Here is a 25,238-nt window from a genome sequence, read left to right on the forward strand (position 1 = left end):
CAGTTTTTCGCGGTGGCGGGCATTAGGCGATCTGATGTGTCATGCGCGAGGTGAGTAAAAAAAGTGCAGCCTGAGCGCTGCGGGCGCAGTTTAACGTTTCCAATATTTTTTTGGTTACGACGTATTAGTTCGTAAGCAACGGTCAGCTTGGTCTTTGCCCGTGCCGCGCGCGCTTCCGATATGCCCGCTGCAATCACGCGCGAAAAAGCGCTTCTTAAGCCATTCTCCCAGGCATTTCGTCTCCTGTCGGCTGCTTACTCCCTGCTTACCGTCTGCTGCCAATTTTGACCACAAGTGGCCGCACGACGCCTCGCCCCGTAGAATACAAAGACCTCCCCTCGAGCCGCACGCACACAAGAAAAGCCCAGGAGAACACAACAAACATGCCTTCTCTCCAATGGTTCACCGAATTGACGCAGCGGGAACGCCGCACGCTCTACGCGGGTTTCGGCGGCTACGCGGTCGACGCGTTCGACTTCATGATCTACTCGTTCCTGATTCCAACGCTGATCGCGACGTGGGGCATGAGCAAAAGCGAAGCCGGCATGATCGCGACGAGTTCACTGATTTCATCGGCGCTCGGCGGATGGCTCGCCGGCATTCTGGCCGACCGCTATGGCCGCATCCGCGTGCTGCAATGGACCATCGCGACTTTCGCGCTGTTCACGTTTCTGTCCGGCTTCACGCATTCGTTCTGGCAACTGCTCGCGACACGCACGCTACAAGGTATCGGCTTCGGCGGTGAATGGTCAGTGGTCACAATCATGATGGCCGAGACGATACGCTCGCCGCAGCATCGAGCGAAAGCCGTCGGGACCGTGCAGAGCAGCTGGTCGTTCGGCTGGGCGGCCGCGGCCATCGTCTATTGGGCGTTCTTTGCGTTGCTGCCGGAGCAAGTCGCGTGGCGCGCCTGTTTCTGGATCGGCCTCCTGCCCGCGGCGTGGATCATCTACATTCGCCGCAACGTCAGCGACCCGGACATTTATCTCGAGACGCGCCGTGCGCGCGACAGCGGCCTGGAGACCGCGCATTTCCTGCAGATTTTCTCGCTGCCTCATCTGCGCACCACGCTGCTCGGCAGCGCCTTATGCACCGGCATGCTCGGCGGCTATTACGCGATTACCACCTGGCTGCCGACCTATCTGAAGACTGTGCGCCATCTGTCGGTGTTCAACACGAGCGGCTATCTGATCGTGCTGATCGTCGGCTCGTTCACCGGTTATATCGTCGGCGCGATTCTGTGCGACAAGATCGGCCGGCGCGCGTCGTTCATCCTGTTCGCGATCGGCTCGTTCGTGCTCGGCATGATCTACACGATGCTGCCGATCACCGACGGCATGATGCTCGCGCTCGGCTTTCCGCTCGGCATCGTCGTGCAAGGGATTTTCGCCGGCGTGGGCGCGTATCTGTCGGAGCTGTATCCGAACGCGATTCGCGGATCGGGCCAGGGCTTCTGCTACAACCTGGGGCGCGGCTTCGGCTCGTTCTTTCCGATTCTCGTCGGCACGCTTTCGCAGGGCATGTCGCTCGTGAAGGCGATGGGGATTGTCGCCGGTTCGGGTTATCTGCTCGTGATCGTCGCCGCTTTGTGCCTGCCTGAGACGAAGGGTAAGGTGCTCGGCGCGGCGCATCCTGCTGCATGACATGGCGGCCTGAGTTGCGACCTGAGATCGCGACCCGACGTTGCCGCTGATTTGCCTGATAACAGCACATGAAAACGATTGTTCTCGGGGGCGGCGTGATCGGCGTCGCCACCGCCTTCTACCTGCGCCAGCAAGGCTGCGAGGTGACGCTGATCGAACGCGAGCCGGACGTCGCGCTCGCCACGAGCTTCGGCAACGCGGGCGTGATCGCACCCGGCTACGTGACGCCTTGGGCCGCGCCCGGCATGCCGGCCAAGGTTCTCAAATACCTGTTCAAGCCCGCTTCGCCACTGATTTTCCGGCCGACTTTGGACCCGGCTCAATGGCGCTGGATCGCGCGCTGGCTGCGCGAATGCGAGCTCGAGCGCTTTCGCGTCAACAAGCAGCGGATGCAGCGCATCGCTTACTACAGCCGCGAGTGTCTGCGCGAATTCCGCAGCCGTCATCCGTTCGATTACGGCCGCAGCCAAGGCTACCTGCAACTCTTTCGCAGCGAGTACGACGTCGAACTCGCACAGCCGGCGCTCGCGGTGCTGCGCGACGCGGGCATCGCTTATCGGGAAGTGAGCGCCGCGCAATGCGTCGACATCGAGCCGGGCCTGCGCTGGGCACGCGCGACGCCGGTATCGGGCGTCCATCTTCCCGACGACGAAGCCGGCGACTGCGCGCGCTTCACGCGTGAACTCCGCGCCATCTGCGAACGTCATGGCGTGCGCTTTCGCTTCGACACGCGCGTGACATCGCTCGACGTGGAAGGCGGCGTCGTGCGCGCGGTGCGTGTCGAAAGCGAGCGCGGCGCGGAGACGGTGCCGGCCGACAGCGTGGTCGTGGCATTGGGCGTCGACAGTGCGGCGTTGCTCGCGCCGCTTGGCGTGAAGGTGCCGCTCTATCCGGTGAAAGGCTATTCGGCGACGCTGCCTGTGATCGACGACGAAAAGGCCCCGCGCGCCGCGCTCATGGACGAATCGCTGAAGACGGCGATCACGCGTTTCGGCGACAACCTGCGGGTGGCCGGCACGGCGGAACTCGGCAACCGCGACGCGACGCTGCGCGAGCAGGCGTTGCAGACGCTGATGAAAGTGCTGGCCGACTGGTTTCCGCACGCCGCGGCGCCGACGTCCGCGCATTTCTGGGTCGGCCGCCGCCCGATGACGCCCGACGGCGCACCGTTGCTCGGGCCTTCGGGCATCGGCAACCTGTGGCTCAACCTCGGCCACGGCTCGACGGGCTGGGCGATGTCGATGGGCTCGGCGCGTGTGGTTGCGGATCTGATCACGCAGCGCGAACCGGAGATCGATCTGGACGGGCTGACGCTGGCGCGTTATGGGAAGTAGCTAGCCTCTGCGCAATCAAGGCACTAAGGCACGCAGAAACCGCACGTTAAAAAGCCGGGTCACCTTCTCAGGTGCCCGGCTTTGTTCTCACTGCTCTCAGCGGTGCCGCCCGCTATAACGCGAAGCAGGCACCGTCGTCGTCTCCACCTCTTCCTGCAAACCCTGGCTGGCGGCGAGACAGACGTTTAACGCGGCAGTTCCGAATGACCCATCAGGAACGCATCGACCGAACGCGCGCACTGACGGCCTTCGCGGATCGCCCACACCACGAGCGACTGGCCGCGGCGCATATCGCCCGCCGTGAACACCTTGTCCACCGACGTGTAATACGCCTTGTCGCCCTCAGTGGAAGCACGCACGTTGCCGCGCGCATCCTTGTCGACGCCGAACGCCTCGAGCACCGGCGACACCGGCTGCGTGAAGCCCATCGCGAGCAGCACGAGGTCGGCCTTCATTTCGAACTCCGAACCCGGCACTTCGACCATCTTGCCGTCCTTCCATTCGACGCGTGCCGCGATCAGCTTTTCGACCTTGCCGTTCTTGCCTTCGAGGCGCTTCGTGGCGACCGCCCAATCGCGCGAGCAGCCTTCGTCATGCGACGACGACGTGCGCAGCTTGATCGGCCAGTACGGCCACACGAGCGGCTTGTTCTCTTCTTCCGGCGGTTGCGGCAGCAGTTCGAATTGCGTGACGCTCTTCGCGCCGTGACGATTCGACGTGCCCACGCAGTCCGAGCCCGTATCGCCGCCGCCGATCACGACCACATGCTTGCCCTTCGCGAGCAACTGGTTCGCGACCTTGTCGCCGGCGTTGACCTTGTTCTGCTGCGGCAGGAATTCCATTGCATAGTGAATGCCTTCCAGCTCGCGTCCTGGCACCGGCAGATCGCGCGGCGTTTCCGAACCGCCGGCGATCACGACCGCGTCGAAGTCTTCCTTCAACTGCTCGGGCGTGATGGTTTCCTTCGCCGTGTTGCCGATGTACGGCGGCAGCGAATCCGCCTTGCCGACGAACACGTTGGCGCGGAACGTCACGCCTTCCGCTTCCATCTGGCGCATGCGGCGGTCGATCAGCCACTTCTCCAGCTTGAAGTCGGGAATGCCGTAACGCAGCAGGCCGCCGATGCGGTCGTTCTTCTCGAACACGGTGACCTCGTGGCCCGCGCGCGCGAGTTGCTGCGCGACGGCCAGGCCAGCAGGGCCCGAACCGACCACGGCGACCTTCTTGCCGGTCTTGTGCTTCGGCGGCTGCGGCGCGACCCAGCCTTCGGCCCACGCTTTGTCGATGATCGCGTGTTCGAGCGACTTGATGCCGACCGGGTCGTCGTTGATGCCGAGCGTGCACGCTGCTTCGCACGGCGCCGGGCAGATGCGGCCCGTGAATTCCGGGAAGTTGTTCGTGGAGTGCAGCACTTCAATCGCGGTCTTCCAGTCCTGATGGAACACCAGGTCGTTGAAGTCCGGAATGATGTTGTTCACCGGGCAGCCGTTGTTGCAAAACGGGATGCCGCAGTCCATGCAACGTGCGCCTTGAATCTTCGCTTCGTCGTCGGTGAGTGCCGCGACGAATTCCTTGTAGTGCTTCACACGCGTGAGCGGAGCTTCGTACGCCTCGTGGCGGCGCTCGAACTCGAGAAAACCGGTTGCCTTGCCCATGTGGTTCTCTTCTCTATCTGTATCTAGGGGTAATCTGGACCCGCCGCGCATCGGATTGTCGAGCGGCGGCGGGTACGGCTAAAGGTGACGTCTACTGTGCGGGAGCGGTTAGCGCTTAGTCAGCGTTCAGTCAGTGCTCAATCCGCGCTTAGGCGGCGAGCACTTCCTTGTTCGCTTTCTTCGCTGCCATTTCGCCGAGCGCGCGCTTGTATTCGGTCGGGAACACCTTCACGAATTGACGGCGCGACGCGTCCCAGTTTTCGAGCAGCGCCTTTGCACGCGGCGAGCCCGTGAACTGGAAGTGACGTTCGACGAGACCCTTCAGCAGCGCTTCGTCGGTGGTGCCGGCGTGCCACAGGCCGCGGTCGACCGTGCGTTCCTGTTCGGCCTGCTGCAGAACCGGATCGAGTGCGACCATCGACTTGTTGCACTTGCCCGCGAACGTGTTGTCCGGGTCGTACACATAAGCGATGCCGCCCGACATGCCCGCTGCAAAGTTGCGCCCGGTCTCGCCGAGCACGACCACCGTGCCGCCCGTCATGTATTCGCAACCGTGGTCGCCCGTGCCTTCGACAACCGCCGTCGCGCCCGAGTTACGCACGCAGAAACGCTCGCCCGCCACGCCGCGGAAGAAGGCTTCGCCTTCGATCGCGCCGTACATCACCGTGTTGCCGCAGATGATGTTCTCTTCCGACTTGCCGCGGAAATCGTTCGTGGGACGAATGATGATCCGCCCGCCCGACAAACCCTTGCCGACGTAGTCGTTGCCGTCGCCGACGAGATCCAGCGTGATGCCCTTCGCGAGGAACGCGCCGAAGCTCTGGCCCGCCGTGCCCTTCAACTGGATGTGAATCGTGTCGTCGGGCAAGCCGTCGTGGCCGTACTTCTTCGCGATCGTGCCGGACAGCATCGCGCCGACCGTACGATTGACGTTGCGCACCGGCTGGATGAACGACACATGCTCGCCCTTCTCGATGGCCGCCTTCGCTTTCTCGATCAGCGTGTGATCGAGCGCGCGATCGAGACCGTGATCCTGCTGTTCGACGTGCTTGCGCGCCACTTCGGCCGGCACTTGCGGCTGATAGAACACGCGCGAGAAGTCGAGACCCTTCGCCTTCCAGTGCTCGACGCCCTTCTTCATGTCGAGCAATTCGGCGTGGCCGATCAGGTCGTCGAACTTGCGGATGCCCAGTTGCGCCATGAGTTCGCGTGCTTCTTCAGCGACGAAGAAGAAGAAGTTCACGACGTGTTCCGGCTGGCCCTTGAACTTCGCACGCAGCACCGGATCTTGCGTCGCGACGCCGACCGGGCACGTGTTCAGGTGGCACTTGCGCATCATGATGCAGCCTTCGACGACGAGCGGCGCCGTCGCAAAGCCGAACTCGTCGGCGCCGAGCAGCGCACCGATCACAACGTCGCGGCCGGTCTTCATCTGACCGTCGGCCTGCACGCGGATACGGCCGCGCAACTGGTTCAGCACCAGCGTCTGCTGCGTTTCGGCGAGACCGAGTTCCCACGGCGTGCCGGCGTGCTTGATCGACGACAGCGGCGACGCGCCCGTGCCGCCGTCGTGGCCCGCGATAACGACGTGATCGGCCTTCGCCTTGGCAACGCCCGCGGCAACCGTGCCGACGCCCGACTCCGACACGAGCTTCACCGAGACGCTCGCCGCCGGGTTCGCGTTCTTCAGATCGTGGATGAGCTGCGCCAGATCTTCGATCGAATAGATGTCGTGGTGCGGCGGCGGCGAAATCAGGCCGACGCCCGGCACCGAATAACGCAGCTTGCCGATGTAGTCGGATACCTTGTGGCCCGGCAACTGGCCGCCTTCGCCCGGCTTCGCGCCCTGCGCCATCTTGATCTGGATCTGATCGGCGGACGCGAGGTATTCCGCCGTCACGCCGAAGCGGCCGGATGCGACCTGCTTGATCTTCGAGCGCAGCGAATCGCCGTCCTTCAACGGAATGTCGACGATCACTTCGTCGCCGATCACGGACTTCATCGTGTCGCCGTTCTTGATCGGGATGCCGCGCAGTTCGTTGCGATAGCGGTTTTCGTCCTCGCCGCCTTCGCCCGTGTTCGACTTGCCGCCGATGCGGTTCATCGCGACCGCCAGCGTGGCGTGCGCTTCGGTGCTGATCGAGCCGAGCGACATGGCGCCGGTCGCGAAACGCTTGACGATTTCCTTCGCCGGTTCGACTTCGTCGAGGGGAATTGCCTTGGCCGGATCGAGCTTGAATTCGAACAGGCCACGGAACGTCATGTGACGCTTGGTCTGATCGTTGATCAGATGCGCGTATTCCTTGTACGTCTGATACGAGTTGCTGCGCGCCGAGTGTTGCAGCTTGGCGATCGCATCCGGCGTCCACATGTGTTCTTCGCCGCGCACGCGATACGCGTACTCGCCGCCCGCGTCGAGCATGCTCGCGAGAACCGGGTTGTCGCCGAATGCATCGCGATGCAGACGGATCGCTTCTTCGGCGACGTCGAACAAACCGATACCGCCGACCTTCGACGACGTGCCCTTGAAGTACTTCTGCACGAGGTCTTCAGCGAGGCCGACTGCTTCGAAAATCTGCGCGCCGGTGTACGACATGTAGGTCGAAATGCCCATCTTGGACATGACCTTCTGCAAGCCCTTGCCGACCGCCTTCGTGAAGTTGTAGATCGCCTTCTCCGCCGACAGGTCGCCCTTCAGGCCGGCCGCGAGCTGCGCGAGCGTTTCCATCGCGAGGTACGGATGCACGGCTTCCGCGCCATAGCCCGCGAGCAGCGCGAAGTGATGCGTCTCACGCGCCGATCCGGTTTCGACGACCAGACCGGTGCTCGTGCGCAAACCTTGCTGCACGAGATGCGTGTGAATAGCGGCCGTGGCCAGCAGCGCCGGGATCGCGACGTTGTCGCGGTCGGTCTTGCGGTCCGACACGATCAGCATGTTGTAGCCGGACTTGACGGCGTCGACGGCTTCCGCGCACAGCGACGCGAGACGCGCCTCGATGCCTTCCTTGCCCCACGCAACCGGATAGCAGATGTTCAGTTCGTACGAGCTGAACTTGCCGCCCGTGTACTGATCGATCGCGCGGATCTTCGCGATGTCCTTGAAGTCGAGCACGGGCTGCGACACTTCGAGACGCATCGGGGGGTTGATGTTGTTCGTGTCGAGCAGGTTCGGCTTCGGACCGACGAACGACACGAGCGACATCACCATGTTTTCGCGGATCGGGTCGATCGGCGGGTTCGTGACCTGCGCGAACAGCTGCTTGAAGTAGTGATAGAGCGTCTTGTTCTTGTTGGACATGACCGCGAGCGGCGAGTCGTTGCCCATCGAACCGACGGCTTCTTCACCGGCTTGCGCCATCGGCGCCATCAGGAACTTGAGGTCTTCCTGCGTGTAGCCGAATGCCTGCTGACGATCCAGCAACGCGGCGGCTTCGCGGCGTTCCGTCGCGACGTCTTCCGCCTTCGGCTCGATCTCGTCGAGCTTGATGCGCACGGCGTCGATCCAGCTCTTGTACGGCTTCGCGTTCGCGAGGTTGTCCTTCAGTTCCTTGTCGTCGATGATGCGGCCGTGTTCCATGTCGATCAGGAACATCTTGCCCGGCTGCAGACGCCACTTCTTGACGATCTTCGACTCGGGGATAGGCAGCGTGCCCGCTTCGGACGCCATGATGACGAGGTCGTCGTCGGTGACGATGTAGCGCGCCGGACGCAGGCCGTTACGGTCGAGCGTCGCGCCGATCTGCCGGCCGTCGGTGAACGCGATTGCCGCGGGACCGTCCCACGGCTCCATCATCGCGGCGTGGTATTCGTAGAACGCGCGGCGGTTGTCGTCCATCAGCGTGTGCTGTTCCCAGGCTTCCGGGATCATCATCATCATTGCGTGGACGAGCGGATAGCCGGCCATCACGAGCAGTTCGAGGCAGTTGTCGAACGATGCCGTGTCCGATTGGCCCGGATAGATCAGCGGCCACAGCTTCGGCAGATCGTCGCCGAGCACGTGCGACGCGATTGCGCCGGTACGCGCGTTCAGCCAGTTGACGTTGCCCTTCACCGTGTTGATTTCGCCGTTGTGGGCGATCATCCGGTACGGGTGAGCCAGTTCCCACGCCGGGAACGTGTTGGTCGAGAAGCGCTGGTGCACGAGCGCGAGCGCCGACACCGTGCGCTCGTCCTGCAGGTCGCGGTAGTACACGCCGACCTGCCCCGCCAGCAGCAGACCTTTGTAGACGACCGTGCGCGCCGACATGGACGGCACGAAGTATTCCTTGCCGTGCTTGAGCTTGAGCGCCTGGATGCGGTGGCTTGCGGTCTTGCGGATCACGTACAGCTTCCGCTCGAGCGCGTCGGTCACCATGATGTCCTTGCCGCGGCCGATGAAGATCTGGCGGATCAGCGGCTCGCTCGCCTTCACAGTGGGCGAGATCGGCATGGTGTGATCGACCGGCACGTCGCGCCAGCCGAGCACGACCTGGCCTTCGGCCTTGACCGTGCGCTCCAGCTCCTGCTCGCAGGCGAGACGCGATGCGTGTTCCTTCGGCAGGAACACCATGCCGACGCCGTATTCGCCGAACGGCGGCAAGGTCACGCCTTGCCTCGCCATTTCCTCGCGATAGAAACCGTCCGGAATCTGGATCAGGATGCCCGCGCCGTCGCCCATGAGCGGATCGGCGCCGACGGCGCCGCGGTGGTCGAGATTCTCCAGAATCTTCAGGCCCTGCTCGATGATCTCGTGGCTTTTCTTGCCCTTGATATGAGCGACGAAGCCGACGCCGCAGGCGTCATGTTCGTTTTGCGGGTCGTACAACCCTTGCGCGGCGGGAACCGGGTGAACCGGTTGCTGGTGATCGTTCATGGGGACACCGTCTGTGAGGGGCCGGACAGGCCGTTAAACCGTTTTTTCTATTGCCGCACGTGCACACCCGCAACGGCGAAGGCGCTTCTGAGGCTGCATCCTGCACATATCAAAAACGCCGGAATTCGGAATATACGCGACGAATCAACGGAATAGCAAATAAAACGTTGCGTTCGATCCCCAATTATCAATTTGGTGCATTGCGGCTCGCTTTTATTGGTGCCATATCGAAAGCAGGCAAAATAAAACGGCATGTCCGAATGCCGTTCAAAACATGAACCGTTGATTCTGTTGCCTATCGAGTGGGGCGCTCGCTGCGTTTATTGCGTCTGCGGCGTCTCGCGGACTTTGCGCGGCCGTCCGCGCGGCAATGGAGACACGCGCCGGTTCGCCGCGCGCGCCGCCCATTCGCGATACGTGTCGCTGCCGAGCACCCAGCCCTTTAACGTGGCCTGCTGAAGCTGGCTTGCCTCGCGTTCGTCGAGTGGCTGTTCGCAGAGCTCGCGGTACGCGCGTTGCCGCTCGAACGGCGTATTGCCGAGCGACCAGTAAAGCGGATGGTCGGTGATCAGGCTGTCGAGCGTGAGACCGATGTGATGCCGGTAGCTCGACCACCGGTAGTCTTCCGGCGCGCTCACGAGCTGCATGCGCACCGGACACATTTCGACGACGCGGCTCGCCAGCAGAAAGTACCGCTCGCCCTCGATCACCGTGGCGCGATAACGCCCTTCCCACAGCGTGCCGCGCCGCGCGTAGCGACGGTTGAAGTGCGCCACATAGCGGCGCCCCACCGCCTGCATCGCCTTGGGCAGACTCGACTCCTCGGTCGGCGTGACGAGCAGTTGAACCGCGCCCGGCATCAACGCATAAGCGTGGATCGACAGGTGATGGTCGCGGGAAGCCGCTTTCAAACAGTCGATGAACAATTCATAGTCCTGGTCGTCGACGAACGCAGGCTGCTGATCGAGTCCGCGGAGGATGACGTGCTGCGGCTGGTCAGGAACATAAAGACGTGCAAGCCGTGCCATGCTGAAGTATCCGATAGTCGCGTTGGTACATACCCGAAGGTCCGAAGAGCCGCATGCGCCGGAGATTCGGCGCGGCGCGGCCAGGCCAGAAAGCGCGCGTGGCTTAGGGAGAAAACTCTAACCGCCGCGTATGGTTAGTTTCAAACGTTGTGTTCATAATGAGCGGGCCTTTTTTGGAGGAGCACATATGAAATTAAAACAGGCCGTAGTGGGGACCGCGATGCTAGCCGGCATGACAACGGCAGCATACGCACAATCGGCCGGTAGCTTTACCGTCACAACAGGCTGGTTCCATCTTGCGCCTCAATCGAGCAGCAAGCCCCTGAAAGTGACGAGCATCGGCGGCAGTCCGACCAACATCACCGAACCGAACACCGGAGCAACGCTGAGTTCGGCCGACACCATCGGCCTGGCTCTTGGCTACTTCATCACCGACCATATCGCGACCGAATTCGTGGTTGGCTATCCGCCTTCGTTCGACCTGAACGGCAGCGGCAGCCTCGAACAATTCGGCAAGATCGGGCAGGCAAAACAGTGGAGCCCGACGCTGCTGTTCAAGTACTACTTCAACGCCCCCACTGCTACGTTCCGTCCGTATCTCGGTATCGGCGTGAGCCGTATCTGGTTCACCGACGAGAAGATCACCAACGGCGCATTTCAGGCAAACGTCCTGCATGGTCCGACCAGCGTCACTACGGATAGTTCGTGGGAGCCGGTGTTTAATCTGGGTTTCACTTACGCGTTCAACGAGCACTGGTTCGCAGGCGCTTCGGTGTCGTACCTGCCGCTCAGCACGACGGCCAAACTGAACACGCAGGCGAAGACGCCGGTCGGCACGCTCAATGTGCAATCGGAAACCAAGATCAAGCTGAACCCGATCGTTACGTACGTCAATATCGGTTACCGCTTTTAACACTCGCTTTTTGCAGTCGCTCCGAACGCCCGCTTCGCACAGCGTTCAACGCGCGGGCATCGAACTATGCCGTGCGATTAGGGTAGTCGAATTTCCGGGGCTTGAACAACGCCGTCATTCATCCAATGGCGGCGTTTTTTATTTTGTGCGCGCGGCGAGCCACCGCGCCGGCTTTACCGATGCCGCGCGTCCCGTTGCCGCTGCGTTTGTAAATTTGACCCGTCGCGAAGGCAATATGTGCTGAGGAAATTCGGCGCGCGCCGCCGTGGGCGGAGCATTCGGCTGTGGCACCGAAGTTGCGTTCTGCTGGTGTTTCCTGCGTTGCGATCAGGTTTAACGCAACCGTGAACGTGGGCCTTTTTCACCCTCATCGACGGAGCGACCATGACAGCACTTCCGAATACGCGAGACGCCCTCGGCGAATCCTGGACCAGCACGAGCCGCCGCGCGCGACGCATTGCGCGACACAGCCGCCACGCGGCCGAAGACATTGCAGGCGAACTGCGCACGCTGATGTCCGAGCTTGAATCCACCCTGGCGGACGGCACGCAGGCCGACGCCGTCGCACTGCGCGGCAAATTGCGCAAGCAGCTCGACAACGCGCGCGCCCGTTTAAGCGACACGCGCGAAGCCGTGCGCGAACGCGCCAACGTCGCGCTAGCCGATGCCGACGACTACGTGCATGAGAATCCGTGGCAGACGCTGGCGATTGTCGGCGGCGTCGCGTTGATCGTAGGCGCGCTGTTTGCCTCGCGGGTGCGCTGACAGGCGCGGCTACTGCGAACGCGCGCTTGCCAGGCGCGCGGCCACCGCGGCACGCTACGGCGTCGCCGTCGTGGCCGCTCAGTTGTCGTCGATGACGAAAAGGCGCTGATACTCCTTCAGCGCATAGCGGTCCGTCATGCCCGCGATGTAATGCGCGATCAGGCGCGGTTGCAGCGCGGCGTCGGTCGACTGATAGCCGGGCGGCAGGAGCCGCGGATCGTCGGTGAACGCGTCGAACAGACCGACGACGACGCGGCGCGCCTTGTTGGCCATCCGCATCACGCGGTAATGGCGGTACAGGTTCTTGAACAGAAAGCGCTTGAGCGCCGCCGCCTGAGCCGCGATCGGCTCGCTATGCGCGACGAGCGCCGGCGCCGCGCGCACGGCGTCGAGCGAATCGGGCGCATGATGCGCAAGGTTCAGCTTGGTCGTGTCGATAAGATCGACGATCAGCGTATTGATGATGCGCCGCACCGTCTCGTGAATCAGCCTGCGTCCTTCGATCTGCGGGAAATCGCGCCGCGCCGCTTCGAAGTGCGTTTGCCAAAGCTCGACTTCGGCGAGTTGCTCGACGGTCAGTAGACCCGAGCGCAGGCCGTCGTCGACATCGTGATTGTTGTAGGCGATTTCATCGGCGACATTCGCGATCTGCGCTTCGATGGACGGCTGACGCCCTTCGAGAAACCGCTCGCCTAAAGCGCCGAGCCGCCGCGCATTCTCACGTGAGCAATGCTTGAGGATGCCTTCGCGGGTTTCGAAACACAGGTTCAGGCCGTTGTACGCGCCATAGTGCTCCTCGAGATCGTCCACCACCGCGAGGCTTTGCAGATTGTGCTCGAAGCCGCCGTGCTCGCGCATGCACTCGTTCAGCGCGTCCTGGCCGGCATGGCCGAACGGCGTGTGGCCGAGATCGTGGGCAAGAGAAATGGCTTCGACGAGGTCTTCGTTCACGCGCAGGTTACGCGCCACGGAGCGCGCGATCTGCGCGACTTCCAGACTATGCGTGAGACGCGTGCGGAACAGGTCGCCCTCATGGTTCACGAACACCTGCGTCTTGTATTCGAGGCGGCGGAACGCCGTCGAATGAACGATGCGGTCGCGGTCGCGCTGGAACTCGGTGCGCGCGCTCGGCGGGGCTTCCGGATAGCGGCGCCCGCGCGAATGCGCCGAGTGCGCGGCATATGGCGCGAGATGCGCTTCGAGCGCTTCCTGCGTGAGCGCGCCGAGCGCGGCCGCGGCTGCGGCGGGTTGCTGCTTTACATCGTCGCTGCGCCTGTCTGTCACCGGCTTCTCCGAAACATGGGCGGCGCCGCTCGACGCCGTGCGCGGCGCCTTGCTGGAATATCCGCGTGTCAGACGGCGGCGGCCAGCGTGGCGTGCACCTCGGCGTCGGGCGCCTGGGTGATGAGCGTCTCACCGAAACGCTTCAGCAGAATGAACTTGATCGCGCCGGCTTCCGCCTTCTTGTCGACCTGCATCAGTTCGATGTAGCGCGATTCGCCGAGCGCGGGCGCGCGGGTCGGCAAATGCGCGGCGACGATCACGTCGACGAGCCGCTTGCGCGACGCTTCGTCGAGATAGCCGAGACGCACGGACAGATCCGCCGCCATCACCATTCCGCAGCCGACGGCCTCGCCGTGCAGCCACTCGCCGTAGCCAAGGCCGGCTTCGATCGCGTGACCGAACGTGTGGCCGAAGTTGAGAATGGCGCGCAGCCCGCCTTCGCGCTCGTCCTGCGCGACCACCGACGCCTTGATCTCGCACGAGCGCTTGACCGCCTCCGCGAGCGCCGTGGGTTCGCAGCCGTTCAACGCCTCGACGTTGGCCTCGATCCAGCGGAAAAAGCCGGCGTCGGCAATCGCGCCGGTCTTGATGACCTCGGCGATGCCCGCGGCCAGTTCGCGCGCGGGCAACGTGCGCAATGCGCCGATGTCGGCGATCACGGCCTGCGGCTGATAAAACGCGCCGATCATGTTCTTGCCGAGCGGATGGTTGATGCCCGTCTTGCCGCCCACCGACGAATCCACCTGCGAGAGCAGCGTGGTCGGCACCTGGATGAACGGCACGCCGCGCATATAGCAGGCCGCCGCAAAACCCGTCATATCGCCGATCACGCCGCCGCCCAACGCGATCAGCGTCGTCTTGCGGTCGGCGCGCGAGCCGAGCAGCGCGTCGAAAATCAGGTTCAGCGTTTCGAGATTCTTGTACGCCTCGCCGTCGGGCAACACGACCGTGGACACCTGCTTGCCGAGCGGCGCAAGCGCCGCGCGCAGCGTGTCGCCATACAGTGGATCGACGGTGGTGTTGGTGACGATCGTGACCGAATTGCCCGCAATGTGCGGCGTGAACAGCGCAGTCTGGCCGATCAGGTCGGCACCGATATGGATGGGGTAGGCGCGTTCGCCCAGTTCGACGTTGACGGTAATCATACGGCCCATTATGACGCAGGATGTTTGGCGACGCCGGCCATCTCGAGCTGCATCAGAACCATATTGACGAGTCCGTTGACCGAAGGCCGGCCTGTTTCAATCACAAAGTGCGCGCACTCGCGGTAGAGCGGATCGCGCACTTCGTAGAGCGCTTCGAGCCGCGCTTTCGGGTCTTCGGTTTGCAGCAGCGGACGATTCTTGTCGCGCCGCGTGCGCAGCCACAGATCGTGCGGATTCGCGCGCAGGTAAATCACGACGCCGCGGTTTTGCAGCGCCGCGCGGTTTTCCGGCCGAAGCACGGCGCCGCCGCCGGTTGCCAGCACGATGTTGTCGCGCTCCGTGAGTTCCGAAATGACGCTCGCTTCGCGGTCGCGAAAGCCGGCTTCGCCCTCGAGCTCGAAGATGACCGGAATGCGTGCGCCCGTACGCGCTTCGATTTCATGGTCCGAATCGAAGAACGGGCGATCGAGACGGCGCGCAATGGCCCGGCCCACGGTGGTCTTTCCTGCCCCCATGAGCCCTACAAAAAATACATTGGCGTGTGCGTCCCGCGCTTGCAACGGTGTCCTCTGGCTAATCCGGTATGGTTCGTGCCGCAGCTTACTGGCAAAGCGGCTGCCTTGTCGAGCCTGCGCGCCGCCGCTTTCGAGCGGCGGGCGCGTGCCCTCAATTCGTCTGAACGACGCGCGGCGTGATGAAAACAGCCAGTTCGCTGCGCTGGTCGCGATGGGCCCGATGGCGGAAAAGCGCGCCTAAAACCGGTATTTTGCCCAGGAGCGGCACCCGAGTCACATCGTCGCGACCGTCCGTCGCGTAGATTCCGCCGATCGACACCGTACCACCATCTTCCACTTCGACCCGGGTTTGCACGTGCTTGGTGTTGATCGCGGGACCGGCGTCGGTCTGTTCGCCGACGCTGTCCTTGGCCACATCGAGGTCTAGCACGACGCGGCCGTCCGGCATGATCTGCGGCTCGACTTCGAGCTTCAGCGTGGCCCGCCGGAACTGCACGCCCGACACGCCCTGCCCGACTTTCGCCTGATACGGCAGTTCGGTGCCCTGCTCGACCACGGCCTTCATCCGGTCGGCGGTAACGACGCGCGGACTGGAAACGACCTCTCCACGCCCTTCGGCCTCGAGCGCGCTCAATTCGATGTTCAGAAGCCGCGTCGCGCCCGCCGCGAACAGCGTGAGCCCGGCCGTGGCGGCGTCGAAGCCCGCGATCGGCCGCGCTGACAGATCGGCGACCAGACCGTCCTTGCCGCCGCTCAGCCCGCGCGTGGTGCCGTCGGCGCTGGTGCCCGCCATCGAAAGCCGCACGCCGAGATTGCGCGAAAAACCATGCTCGCCTTCGACGATGCGCGCCTCGATCAGCACCTGCCGCGTCGGCCGGTCGACGGAAGCAAGCAGCGCGGCTATCTGCGCGAGGCGGCCCTCCAGGTCGGTCACGAACAGCAGATTCGTGCGCGGATCGGCGGTCACGGCGCCGCGCTTCGACAGCACGCGCTGGTTGCCCGAGCCGGTCAACAGACGCCGCACGTCTTCGGCGCGTGCATAGTGCAACTGGAATGTGCGGCTCGCGAGCGGTTCGAGATCGGCGGCCCGCGCGTGGGCCTCGTAGCGCTGCCGCTCGCGCGCCGCCAGATCCGCGATGGGCGCGACCCACACGACGTTGCCGTGGCGCTCCATCGCGAGGCCGTGAACGTCGAGCAGCGTGTCGAACGCGACGCGCCACGGCACTTTGTCGAGGCGCAGCGACACGGCGCCGCGCACTCTCTCGCTCGCGACGATGTTCAAGCCGGTGAATTGCGCAAACGCATTCAGCACCGCGCCCAGCTCGGCGCGCTGGAAGTTCAGCGAGATCGGCTTGTCGTCGGCGGCTAGCGAGGCGTCGGCGGCGGTTTTCGGCGCGCCGCTCAGGCGTGCGAGCGGCGGCAACGGGACGGGCGGGCCTTCGAGCGCGGATGATGTCGCAGCGGCCTCGCGACTTAAGGCTGCCGCTTGCGGGCCAAGAGGCGCGGAGCCGTCGGCGGGGTCGGTTGCATCGCCCGTGTGGGTTCGATCGGCCAGCGCAGGCGTCGTGTGTGAGACCGCCGTGTCATCGGGAGAATCGTCGCGGAACGGGTTCGGCGTCTCGGCGATCGTGCCGCGTGGCAGCGGCGGGGCATCGTAGCGCGCGTCGGAAGGCGACGATGCCTCGTCGAGCGGCAGATAGGCAGGCAACGGTGGCAGCGATGGAATCGCCGCCTGCGCGATGCCGGCACTCAGCGCCACGCCGATTGCCATGCTGACGCACACGCTGAAATGCACGCTGATCGGCAGCCCAGAGCCGGAGCATGCGCGGGCCACACGGCGAAGAACAGCGCCCACAATCGACCGCGCGGCGGCACACAAGACCTTCCTGATGCTCATCACGATGCCTCCGCGAGCAGCAGCGTGCGCGTCGCATCACCTCGGGCGAGCGTGATACCCGACGCATCGAAGCGCGTGAAGCGCTCGTCGCCGATCTGCTGACCGGACGCGACAGTCGCTGCGCCGTCCGGCGTATCGACTAACGCCAGACCGCGCGCACGGTCATGCAGCAATCCAACAAGGCGCAGTTGCGCGAGTCCCGGGGAGTCGATCGCGGCCTGCATCTGGGCGGGCGAGAACGGGTCGAAGAACACGACATCTTCTTCGTCATCCGAATCAAGGCTTGCGTCGGCGAGCTCCTGCACCGAGAGGCTCACAGGCGCCGGGCGCAAACCGCTGTACACGCGCAGCGTCGCGTTCACCGAGAGCGACGCCGCATCGCGCTTGATCGTGACGTCGACGGGAACCATTAGCACCGGCAACTCCGTCAAGCCACGCAGAAACGACATCAGATGAACGAAGTCCGTATGCGCCGAGAACTGCAACGGTCGCTCGCTTTGTGCGCCCGTGCCGCTCGCGGCACCGGACTCCACTGCCAGCAACATCACGCCGTTTTGCGCGGCGAGTTCGGAGACGACGCGCACGTCATCCGCCGAAGTCCATTGCGCCCGCGACGGCCACGCGCCACCTGTCGTCCCGCTCGCCGCATCGGCTTCGCGACGCAACGCGGGCAATTGCAAAAGCGCACGCTTTGCCTCCGCGAGACGCTGCGCGCTCGCATGCAGCGCCGCGCGGCTTGCTTCGAGGCGCCCGAGATCGGCCACGATCCAGCCATGCGCACCGAGGCCGAACACCACCAGCGCAATCAGCAACGCAACCGCCCAGCGGCGACGCCTGCTCCACGTATGAAGCGGCGCGCGCGCACGTTTGATCCAATGCGCCAGCATGGAACCTGGCTGTTGCGCGCCGCCGAAGTCGATAAACGTCGTACTCATTTCAAACCTCCGCTGTGATCGGCGCTCGTTTTCGGCGATGCCGCCAGGCCCGCATGCTCGGCCGTATTTTTTATGGGGTGCTCCCAGCGCAGGCGGGCACCGAACTCCGTTGAGCCGGCAGTGCTCGCCGCGGCATTCGCCTTGCCCGACGCGCGATGCGATTCGCTCATCTCCGCGCTCTCTACACCGCGTATCGCACCGAGGCGCTTGAGCCACTGCGCGGAATCGATGTGCGCTCGCGAACTCGCCACGAGCTCGGTCTCATGCTCGCGCTGGCGAAGCTGCTGCAACAGCACACCGTCGCCAGGTTCGAAACTCAGCGCATCGAGCAGATCGCGCAAATAGGTGAGCGGCTCGGCGAGACGTTTTGCGCGGGCGGCTTCATCGCGCTGCCTGTCGCGCGTGCGCGTCAGCTTCGTATGCTCGGCCAGCGGAGCGGCGAGCTGCGCAAGCGCTTGCTCGGCCGACTCGCGCTGCGCATCGAGCCGCGCTTTCTCGACCATCTGATATCCGGCGAGCGCAATCACAGCAGTGCAGCCGGCCAACGCGGCGGCGGCCCATAGAAGGACGCACCGCCGACGCGCAAGCCGCGCGTCGCGTTGTCTGTGCGGCAGCAGATTGAAACCGCCGCGCCTCGGCGTGAACGAATGCGCGGCGCGCAACCGGCGCATGTCGCGTGCAACATGCGATTGCGCCGCCGCGCCGAGACGCCCCGCGTCGAAAACGGCCGCGCTCATTCGAGCACCCCGCGCAATGCAAGCCCGAATGCAACGGCGCCTGCCGGTTCGTGCAGCAGCGGATCGCTCAGCTTGCGCGCGACGCCGCCCAATGCGCCGCACTCGAACGGCAACACGGTGCAGCCGAGAACATCCGCGATATCCGCCATCGAGAAGCCGACGCCCTCCAACAGATCGAGCTCGCCGCCCACCAGCGCACAGTCGCACTCCGGGCCATGCGCCAGATCGCGCAACGCATCGGCGAGATCGGAATGCTCAGGCGCGGGATAGCGCATTTCGGCTGCGACGCTGTCGTCGACGAGACGCCAGCCTTGCACGCCGTCGGCGCCGATCCACAACGCCACATACGGTTCATGTGGATCGAGCTCGCGACTCGCCGCGTAGCGCATCGCACGCAGCGCGGCATGCGGCTCGCCGTCTATCGCGGTCAGCGAAATGCCCGCGGCCGCCGCGCATTCGATGCGCGCTTCGATATGCTGACGCGCGGTCGCGGCAATCGTCACCGAACGAACCGGCGACGGCCGGTCATCGACAAACCAGTCGACGGCCAATGCGTGCCGCTCGAGTCCCGCGATGCGTTCCACTTCGCTCATCACCGCCGGTTCGAGCTCGGCTAGTTCATATCCGCCGTCTTCGGCGCCACCGCTTTGCACGGCGAGGCGTGCGAGCGGGACCGTAGCGGTCAGCGTCGCGGACGCGGGCACCGCCATCGCGCAACGCAATGCGGATGTCGCACATGAATGAGGCAAGTCGGCAAACGCATCGCGCAACGCGCGCGAGACCGCTTGGCGATCCGCGATCTCGATGCCGGCCATTGCATTCGGCGGCAACGGCACCGTGCGCACGTATTCGATCTGCAACGACGCGCAGGCTCGCGCACGCTGACTCACCACGACGAGCCGCACGTCCTGCGAACTCACGTCGATACCCGCAGCGAAACGCTGCATACCCGCCTGCACAGCTTCCAGCCATGAACTTCTTATTGTCATCACGCCCTCCCTGAGACTCGCGCGGCGAACGATTCGAACGCGAGCAGCGAGGAGGATTGTGCGCATCGGCGCGTCTGAGCGACACTCAGCCAAACGGCCAACGTCGTCGAAACCGACGCGCCGGCGATCGTCAAAGCAGCTACAGTGAGGCCTCATTCAACGTGGCGCGGAGACTTGTAAAGAACTGTCAGTAAGCATGCCGAAAGCTGAAAAGCGGGGCGGCTATAATCGCGGGACTGTTTTTTGGTGCCTATATGCAATCCACGTCTCCCACCTCTCCGCCGCCCGCGCCGCCTAAGCGCAAACGCCCGTTGTGGCTCAAGCTCCTGCTTGGGTTTTTTGGCCTGATCGTCGCGGGCATCGCGTGCGTGCTGCTGGTGCTCGGTTATGCGCTCGTGGTCGCGACGCCTAACCTGCCCTCGCTCGAAGCGCTCACCGACTACCGGCCGAAAGTGCCGCTGCGCATCTATACGGCCGATCACGTGCTGATCGGTGAGTTCGGCGAAGAACGCCGCGACATCGTCCGCATTCAGGACGTGCCCGACAGCCTGAAGAAGGCCGTGCTCGCCATTGAAGACGCGCGCTTTTACGATCACGGCGGCGTCGACCTGACGGGCATCGCGCGCGCCGGCTTCGTCGCGCTGACCAATGGCCACGCGACGCAAGGCGCGAGCACGATCACGATGCAGGTCGCGCGCAACTTCTTTCTCTCCAGCGAGAAGACCTATACGCGCAAGATCTACGAGATGCTGCTCGCGTACAAGATCGAGTCGAAGCTCAGCAAGGATCAGATTCTCGAGGTGTATATGAATCAGATCTATCTGGGTCAGCGCGCATATGGGTTCGCGAGCGCGGCACGCGTGTATTTCGGCAAGGATCTGAAGGACCTGACGCTCGCGGAATCTGCGATGCTGGCCGGCTTGCCGAAGGCGCCGTCCGCGTATAACCCCGTGGTGAATCCGAAGCGCGCGAAAGTGCGCCAGGAGTACATCCTTCAGCGCATGTACGAGCTGCATTACATCAACCAGCAGCAGTACGACGAAGCGAGCCGTCAGCCGCTTGTCGTGAAGGGCGCCGGCAAGGAATTCAGCGTGCACGCGGAGTATGTCGCGGAAATGGTGCGGCAGATGATGTACGCGCAGTACCGCGAGGAAGCGTACACGCGCGGCCTGAACGTCGTGACGACGATCGACTCCGCCGATCAGGACGTCGCCTATCGCGCGTTGCGCAAAGGTTTGATGGACTACGAGCGGCGCCACGGTTATCGCGGCCCGGAGGCGTTCATCGACTTGCCGTCGGACGCGGACGACCGCGAGCAGGCCATCGACGACGCGCTGCTCGAGCATCCGGATAACGGCGAAATCATTGCGGCAGTCGTGACCGCGGCGAGCCCGAAGCAGGTGCAGGCCACGTTTATCGACGGCAATGTGGCGACCATTCAGGGCGACGGCCTGCGCTTCGCGCAATCGGCGCTAAGCGCACGCGCGCAGCCGAATCAGCGGCTGCGGGCTGGCGCGATCATTCGTCTCGTGAAGAACGACGAAGGCGAGTGGGCGATCACGCAGTTGCCGCAAGTCGAAGGCGCCTTCGTTTCCGTCGTGCCGCAGGACGGCGCGATTCGTGCGCTCGTCGGCGGCTTCGACTTCAACAAGAACAAGTTCAATCACGTCACGCAGGCGTGGCGTCAGCCGGGCTCGAGTTTCAAGCCGTTCATCTATTCGGCTTCGCTCGAAAAGGGACTCGGCCCGGCAACCGTCATCAACGACGCGCCGCTCTTTTTCAGCGCTGCGGAAACAGGCGGCCAGCCGTGGGAGCCGAAGAACTACGGCGGCGGTTTCGACGGTCCGATGAGCATGCGCACCGCGTTGCAGAAGTCGAAAAACCTGGTGTCGATTCGTATCCTCAACCACATCGGCACGAAGTACGCGCAGCAGTACATCACGCGCTTCGGCTTCGATGCGGACCGTCATCCGGCGTATCTGCCGATGGCGCTCGGCGCGGGTCTCGTCACGCCGTTGCAGATGGCGGGCGCGTTCTCGGTGTTCGCGAACGGCGGCTATCGGATCAACCCGTACCTGATCGCCGAGGTCACCGATCCGCGCGGCGTCGTCGTCGCGCACGCACAGCCGCTCGTCGCCGAGCAAAGCGCGCCGCACGCTATCGAGCCGCGCAACGCGTATGTGATGAACAGCCTGCTGCAAAGCGTCGCGCAGCGCGGCACGGGCGCGAAGTCCAACGCGCTCAAGCGCACGGATCTCGGCGGCAAGACCGGCACGACAAACGATTCGCGCGACGCCTGGTTCGCCGGCTATCAGCACACGCTCACCGCGATTGCGTGGATCGGCTACGACAACCCGCGCAGTCTCGGCGACAAGGAAACCGGCGGCGGCCTCGCGTTGCCGGTGTGGATCGAGTACATGGGACGCGCGCTCAAAGGCGTGCCGGACTACAAGATGCCGAAGCCCGATGGCGTGACCGAAATCGGCTCCGAACTGTATTTCGACGAATTCACGCCGGGGCACGGCTTTGTCTCGACGGTCGGCATCAGCCAGGCCGCGCTCGACGAAGCGAGCGCCGCATCCGCCGCGCCGGGACAGGTCGGCGAGCAGGAGAAGCAGGACATCATGAATCTGTTCCGCGGGCACTGACATAGCGTCCCGCTTGCTGAAGAAAAAAGCCGCCGCGCAGATCATGCGCGGCGGCTTTTTTTTGACCTTCTTTCCGTCGACAGCCCGACTCTGCGTTCAGGCTTCGAAGCGGACCGGTTCGCCAGCCTGCTGCGTCGCGTATTCGGAGAGCGCCTCGAAAAATTCCTTGCCGCTGCGCGTGTCGCGCCACTCGCCGTCGACGAAACGGTAGTGAAAACCGCCCGCTTTCGCGGCGATCCAGATCTCGCTCATAGGCGGTTGCAGGTTGACGATGATCTTCGAGCGATTCGCGAACTCGAGGGTCAGCACGTTGCCGCTGCGCTCGAGTTCGATGTCGGCCTCGGTGTCGTCCAAAGCGCGTTCGATGACGGCTAGCGCGGCCTCCGCGCGGGTCAGGTAATCACTATCGGACATGCTAAACTCCATCGATTATTTATTCAGGGACAGTCATGCGAGTCGTATCTCGGATGCGCGCGGCGGCGCCCGGCCGCGCGATTGTAGCGGGTTTAGCCATTCTCGCAGGTTGCGCGCTCGGCGGTTCGCTCACCGGTTGCGGGCAACGCGGTTCGCTCTATTTGCCCACGGTGCCGCCGTTGCCGGCCAAGCCGATCGACCGCACGCAGCCGCCGTCGCCTGATGAAGTGAAACCGGGCGCAGAAACCGCTGCCGACTCAGACTCCATTCCCGATACTTCCGGCACGCCGCTTTCGCTTGCACCGGCAGATGAGCTGTCTGCATCGCCTACGTCCGCAGCTTCCGCTGCATCGGCTGCAAAGGCAGCTTCGCAGCCGACCTCGCAGCCCGCCGCCACTCCCGCTCAATAAGACCTTCGCATGACTCGACCTGCATTTGACTACGTCGACGGCGTGCTTCACGCCGAAGGCGTGTCCGCCGTTTCGCTCGCCGAACAGTTCGGCACGCCGCTCTATGTTTATTCGCGCGCCGCGCTCACCGCCGCGTGGAACGCGTACGCGGGCGCATGCGCCGGCCGTCGCGCGAGCGTGCACGTCGCCGTCAAGGCCAACAGCAATCTAGCGGTGCTGAACGTGTTCGCGCGCCTCGGCGCGGGCTTCGACATTGTGTCGGGCGGCGAACTGGCGCGCGTGCTGGCCGCCGGCGGCAAAGCGGAAAACACCGTGTTTTCCGGCGTCGGCAAGCATGCCAACGAAATGCGCGAGGCGCTCGCGGCGGGCGTCAAGTGCTTTAACGTCGAGTCGATACCGGAGCTCGATCGGCTGAACCAGGTCGCTGAGCAAATGGGCAAGAAGGCGCCGGTTTCGCTGCGCGTGAATCCGGACGTCGACGCGAAAACGCATCCGTATATTTCCACCGGGCTCAAGTCGAACAAGTTCGGCGTCGCGTTCGAAGATGCGCGCGCGACCTATCAGGCGGCCGCGGCCATGACGAACCTTGAGGTGGTCGGCATCGACTGCCATATCGGTTCGCAGATTACCGAGATCGCGCCTTATCTCGACGCGGTCGACAAGGTTCTGGAACTGGTCGAGCAGATCGAGCAGGACGGCGTCACGATCCGTCATATCGACGTGGGCGGCGGTCTGGGCATTACTTACGACGACGAGACGCCGCCGGATATCGGCGAGTTCGTGCGCACCGTGCTCGACCGGATCGAGGCGCGCGGCCACGGCCATCGCGAGGTGTACTTCGAGCCGGGCCGTTCGCTCGTCGGCAATGCGGGCGTGCTGCTCACGCGCGTCGAGTTTCTGAAGCCGGGCGCTGAAAAGAACTTCGCCATCGTCGATGCGGCCATGAACGATCTCGCCCGTCCCGCGATGTACGACGCGTATCACGCGATCGACGCCGCGGTTAAGCGCGGCGTGCCGGCGCATGTCTACGACATCGTCGGTCCCGTTTGCGAAAGCGGCGACTGGCTCGGGCGCGAGCGGCTGCTGTCCGTGGAGCCGGGTGATCTGCTTGCGATTCGTTCGGCCGGCGCCTATGGCTTCGCGATGAGTTCGAACTACAACACGCGTCCGCGCGCAGCGGAGGTGATGGTCGATGGTACACAGGCGCATGTGGTCCGTGCTCGCGAGGAAGTCCAGCAACTGTTTGCGGGCGAAGCGATCTTGCCGGCGTAACCAGCGCCGCGACGTCTCAACCGGCGATTGAATAAAAAAGGCGATGCCCTCGGTGGCATCGCCTTTTTTGTTTGCGGCGCGCGCTCGTCTAACGCGGCTTTAAACTGCGACGCGCTCGCAGCCACACGATCAGGCGCCAGCCCAGCAGCGCCAGCATGATCGCGCCGTAGATCTTCGGCAGAATCAGGTCGTGCTTGCCGGCCTTCATCCACCAGAAATGCAGAATCGCCAGCGCTCCGATCACGTAGATCGCACGATGCAAAGTCTGCCAGCGGCGGCCGAGCTTGCGCACCATTGCGCGCGGCGACGTGGCAGCCAACGCGATCAATAGCACGAAAGCGGCAAAGCCCACGGTGATGAACGGCCGCTTGCCAATGTCCTTGATGATTTCAGCGACGTCGAACCACTTGTCGAACCACAGGTACGTCGTGAAATGCAGCGTCGCGTAGAAAAACGCGTAGAGCCCAAGCATGCGGCGAAAGCGCACGAACGCCGCGACGCCTGTCAGACGACGCAACGGCGTCACGGCCAGCGTGATGCACAGAAACACGAGCGTCCAGAGACCCGTGGAACGCGTGATGAACTCGATCGGGTTGGCGCCGAGCCGGTCGGTCATGCCGAACAACACGATGCGCGCAAGCGGATACCACGCCGCGATAAACACCGCGATTTTCGCGGGCACGACCCAGCGCGCGCCGGCGGTCGTCCGTTTCGCGGCGGCGCCCGCCGTCTGCGTTGCGCGAGCCTGCGCTCGTGGCGCGTTGCGCTCTGTGCGAGCGACGGATTGAGTATCGGAAGCCAT

At 63.9% G+C, this 25,238-nt stretch carries 19 protein-coding genes; 7 read left to right on the forward strand and 12 right to left on the reverse strand.

Translation table 11 applies throughout. From position 1 onward, the window contains the following. Positions 1–383: 383 nt before the first annotated feature. Together C8K18_RS28620 and C8K18_RS28625 are read left to right on the forward strand one after the other, a co-directional pair. A complete protein-coding gene (locus C8K18_RS28620; protein WP_006052254.1) occupies positions 384–1,643 on the forward strand; it encodes an MFS transporter in 1,260 nt (419 codons plus the stop codon). A 68-nt stretch (positions 1,644–1,711) separates the two neighbouring features. Next, positions 1,712–2,977, forward strand: coding sequence for a D-amino acid dehydrogenase (locus tag C8K18_RS28625; protein ID WP_107710635.1), 1,266 nt, complete (start codon positions 1,712–1,714; stop codon positions 2,975–2,977). Between the two features lie 185 nt (positions 2,978–3,162). On the opposite strand, the gene C8K18_RS28630 is transcribed toward C8K18_RS28625, so the two are convergent. From C8K18_RS28630 to C8K18_RS28640, 3 genes are all read right to left on the reverse strand, one after another. Then, positions 3,163–4,632: a glutamate synthase subunit beta gene (locus tag C8K18_RS28630; protein ID WP_006052252.1), complete on the reverse strand. Its 1,470-nt coding sequence runs from the start codon at positions 4,630–4,632 to the stop codon at positions 3,163–3,165. A 148-nt stretch (positions 4,633–4,780) separates the two neighbouring features. Continuing rightward, positions 4,781–9,484 (reverse strand): glutamate synthase-related protein, encoded by a 4,704-nt coding sequence (locus tag C8K18_RS28635; RefSeq protein WP_107710636.1) that lies wholly within the window; start codon positions 9,482–9,484, stop codon positions 4,781–4,783. A gap of 320 nt (positions 9,485–9,804) precedes the next feature. Then, the gene (locus C8K18_RS28640) at positions 9,805–10,512 is read right to left on the reverse strand and encodes a transposase (RefSeq protein WP_006052250.1); all 708 of its coding nucleotides are present in this window, start codon (positions 10,510–10,512) and stop codon (positions 9,805–9,807) included. Between the two features lie 187 nt (positions 10,513–10,699). Between C8K18_RS28640 and C8K18_RS28645 the strand changes: the two genes are divergently transcribed. Next, positions 10,700–11,425 carry an OmpW family protein gene (locus tag C8K18_RS28645; protein WP_006052249.1) on the forward strand — a complete coding sequence of 242 codons (726 nt, stop codon included), beginning with the start codon at positions 10,700–10,702 and terminating at the stop codon, positions 11,423–11,425. Between the two features lie 384 nt (positions 11,426–11,809). Then, positions 11,810–12,190, forward strand: a complete 381-nt coding sequence (locus C8K18_RS28650) for a YqjD family protein (protein WP_006052248.1) — start codon at positions 11,810–11,812, stop codon at positions 12,188–12,190. A 78-nt stretch (positions 12,191–12,268) separates the two neighbouring features. Here C8K18_RS28650 and C8K18_RS28655 read toward each other — a convergent pair whose 3' ends face one another. The 7 genes from C8K18_RS28655 to pilM form a co-directional block, all read right to left on the reverse strand. After that, positions 12,269–13,474 carry a deoxyguanosinetriphosphate triphosphohydrolase gene (locus C8K18_RS28655; RefSeq protein WP_029971264.1) on the reverse strand — a complete coding sequence of 402 codons (1,206 nt, stop codon included), beginning with the start codon at positions 13,472–13,474 and terminating at the stop codon, positions 12,269–12,271. 68 nt (positions 13,475–13,542) lie between these two features. Next, on the reverse strand, positions 13,543–14,628 hold the full coding sequence (aroB, locus tag C8K18_RS28660) for a 3-dehydroquinate synthase (protein ID WP_107710637.1): 1,086 nt from the start codon (positions 14,626–14,628) through the stop codon (positions 13,543–13,545). Next, complete coding sequence (gene aroK / locus C8K18_RS28665; protein ID WP_006052245.1) at positions 14,628–15,179, reverse strand: shikimate kinase AroK; 552 nt, start codon at positions 15,177–15,179, stop codon at positions 14,628–14,630. The genes aroB and aroK overlap by 1 nt, the downstream gene beginning before the upstream one ends. A 106-nt stretch (positions 15,180–15,285) precedes the next feature. Further along, complete coding sequence (locus C8K18_RS28670) at positions 15,286–16,905, reverse strand: type IV pilus secretin PilQ (protein ID WP_244230945.1); 1,620 nt, start codon at positions 16,903–16,905, stop codon at positions 15,286–15,288. 125 nt (positions 16,906–17,030) lie between these two features. Next, positions 17,031–17,966: a hypothetical protein gene (locus tag C8K18_RS28675; protein ID WP_107710639.1), complete on the reverse strand. Its 936-nt coding sequence runs from the start codon at positions 17,964–17,966 to the stop codon at positions 17,031–17,033. Further along, positions 17,963–18,703, reverse strand: a complete 741-nt coding sequence (locus C8K18_RS28680) for a fimbrial assembly protein (protein ID WP_107710640.1) — start codon at positions 18,701–18,703, stop codon at positions 17,963–17,965. The genes C8K18_RS28675 and C8K18_RS28680 overlap by 4 nt, the downstream gene beginning before the upstream one ends. Beyond that, on the reverse strand, positions 18,700–19,692 hold the full coding sequence (pilM, locus tag C8K18_RS28685) for a type IV pilus biogenesis protein PilM (protein WP_029971258.1): 993 nt from the start codon (positions 19,690–19,692) through the stop codon (positions 18,700–18,702). Before pilM ends, C8K18_RS28680 begins: the two co-directional genes overlap by 4 nt. Before the next feature lie 254 nt (positions 19,693–19,946). Between pilM and C8K18_RS28690 the strand changes: the two genes are divergently transcribed. Then, positions 19,947–22,340, forward strand: a complete 2,394-nt coding sequence (locus C8K18_RS28690; protein WP_029971257.1) for a penicillin-binding protein 1A — start codon at positions 19,947–19,949, stop codon at positions 22,338–22,340. Positions 22,341–22,436: 96 nt separating this feature from the next. Here C8K18_RS28690 and cyaY read toward each other — a convergent pair whose 3' ends face one another. Further along, positions 22,437–22,754 (reverse strand): iron donor protein CyaY, encoded by a 318-nt coding sequence (cyaY, locus tag C8K18_RS28695; protein ID WP_053858822.1) that lies wholly within the window; start codon positions 22,752–22,754, stop codon positions 22,437–22,439. Positions 22,755–22,789: 35 nt separating this feature from the next. Between cyaY and C8K18_RS28700 the strand changes: the two genes are divergently transcribed. Then, positions 22,790–23,164, forward strand: coding sequence for a lipoprotein (locus C8K18_RS28700; protein WP_107710641.1), 375 nt, complete (start codon positions 22,790–22,792; stop codon positions 23,162–23,164). 9 nt (positions 23,165–23,173) lie between these two features. Further along, positions 23,174–24,436 carry a diaminopimelate decarboxylase gene (gene lysA, locus C8K18_RS28705; protein ID WP_107710642.1) on the forward strand — a complete coding sequence of 421 codons (1,263 nt, stop codon included), beginning with the start codon at positions 23,174–23,176 and terminating at the stop codon, positions 24,434–24,436. An 88-nt stretch (positions 24,437–24,524) separates the two neighbouring features. Here lysA and msrQ read toward each other — a convergent pair whose 3' ends face one another. Next, positions 24,525–25,238, reverse strand: coding sequence for a protein-methionine-sulfoxide reductase heme-binding subunit MsrQ (gene msrQ / locus C8K18_RS28710; protein ID WP_181324954.1), 714 nt, complete (start codon positions 25,236–25,238; stop codon positions 24,525–24,527).

Origin of the sequence: Paraburkholderia sp. GV068 (genome assembly GCF_003058125.1) — a bacterium.
GTDB lineage: Bacteria > Pseudomonadota > Gammaproteobacteria > Burkholderiales > Burkholderiaceae > Paraburkholderia > Paraburkholderia graminis.

Coding starts and splice junctions, on each gene's coding strand:
- C8K18_RS28620 (WP_006052254.1), top strand. CDS start 384: ATGCCTTCTCTCCAATGGTTCACCGAATTGACGCAGCGGGAACGCCGC.
- C8K18_RS28625 (WP_107710635.1), top strand. CDS start 1,712: ATGAAAACGATTGTTCTCGGGGGCGGCGTGATCGGCGTCGCCACCGCC.
- C8K18_RS28630 (WP_006052252.1), bottom strand. CDS start 4,632: ATGGGCAAGGCAACCGGTTTTCTCGAGTTCGAGCGCCGCCACGAGGCG.
- C8K18_RS28635 (WP_107710636.1), bottom strand. CDS start 9,484: ATGAACGATCACCAGCAACCGGTTCACCCGGTTCCCGCCGCGCAAGGG.
- C8K18_RS28640 (WP_006052250.1), bottom strand. CDS start 10,512: ATGGCACGGCTTGCACGTCTTTATGTTCCTGACCAGCCGCAGCACGTC.
- C8K18_RS28645 (WP_006052249.1), top strand. CDS start 10,700: ATGAAATTAAAACAGGCCGTAGTGGGGACCGCGATGCTAGCCGGCATG.
- C8K18_RS28650 (WP_006052248.1), top strand. CDS start 11,810: ATGACAGCACTTCCGAATACGCGAGACGCCCTCGGCGAATCCTGGACC.
- aroB (WP_107710637.1), bottom strand. CDS start 14,628: ATGGGCCGTATGATTACCGTCAACGTCGAACTGGGCGAACGCGCCTAC.
- C8K18_RS28670 (WP_244230945.1), bottom strand. CDS start 16,905: ATGGCAATCGGCGTGGCGCTGAGTGCCGGCATCGCGCAGGCGGCGATT.
- C8K18_RS28675 (WP_107710639.1), bottom strand. CDS start 17,966: ATGAGTACGACGTTTATCGACTTCGGCGGCGCGCAACAGCCAGGTTCC.
- C8K18_RS28680 (WP_107710640.1), bottom strand. CDS start 18,703: ATGAGCGCGGCCGTTTTCGACGCGGGGCGTCTCGGCGCGGCGGCGCAA.
- pilM (WP_029971258.1), bottom strand. CDS start 19,692: ATGACAATAAGAAGTTCATGGCTGGAAGCTGTGCAGGCGGGTATGCAG.
- C8K18_RS28690 (WP_029971257.1), top strand. CDS start 19,947: ATGCAATCCACGTCTCCCACCTCTCCGCCGCCCGCGCCGCCTAAGCGC.
- cyaY (WP_053858822.1), bottom strand. CDS start 22,754: ATGTCCGATAGTGATTACCTGACCCGCGCGGAGGCCGCGCTAGCCGTC.
- C8K18_RS28700 (WP_107710641.1), top strand. CDS start 22,790: ATGCGAGTCGTATCTCGGATGCGCGCGGCGGCGCCCGGCCGCGCGATT.
- lysA (WP_107710642.1), top strand. CDS start 23,174: ATGACTCGACCTGCATTTGACTACGTCGACGGCGTGCTTCACGCCGAA.
- msrQ (WP_181324954.1), bottom strand. CDS start 25,238: ATGGCTTCCGATACTCAATCCGTCGCTCGCACAGAGCGCAACGCGCCA.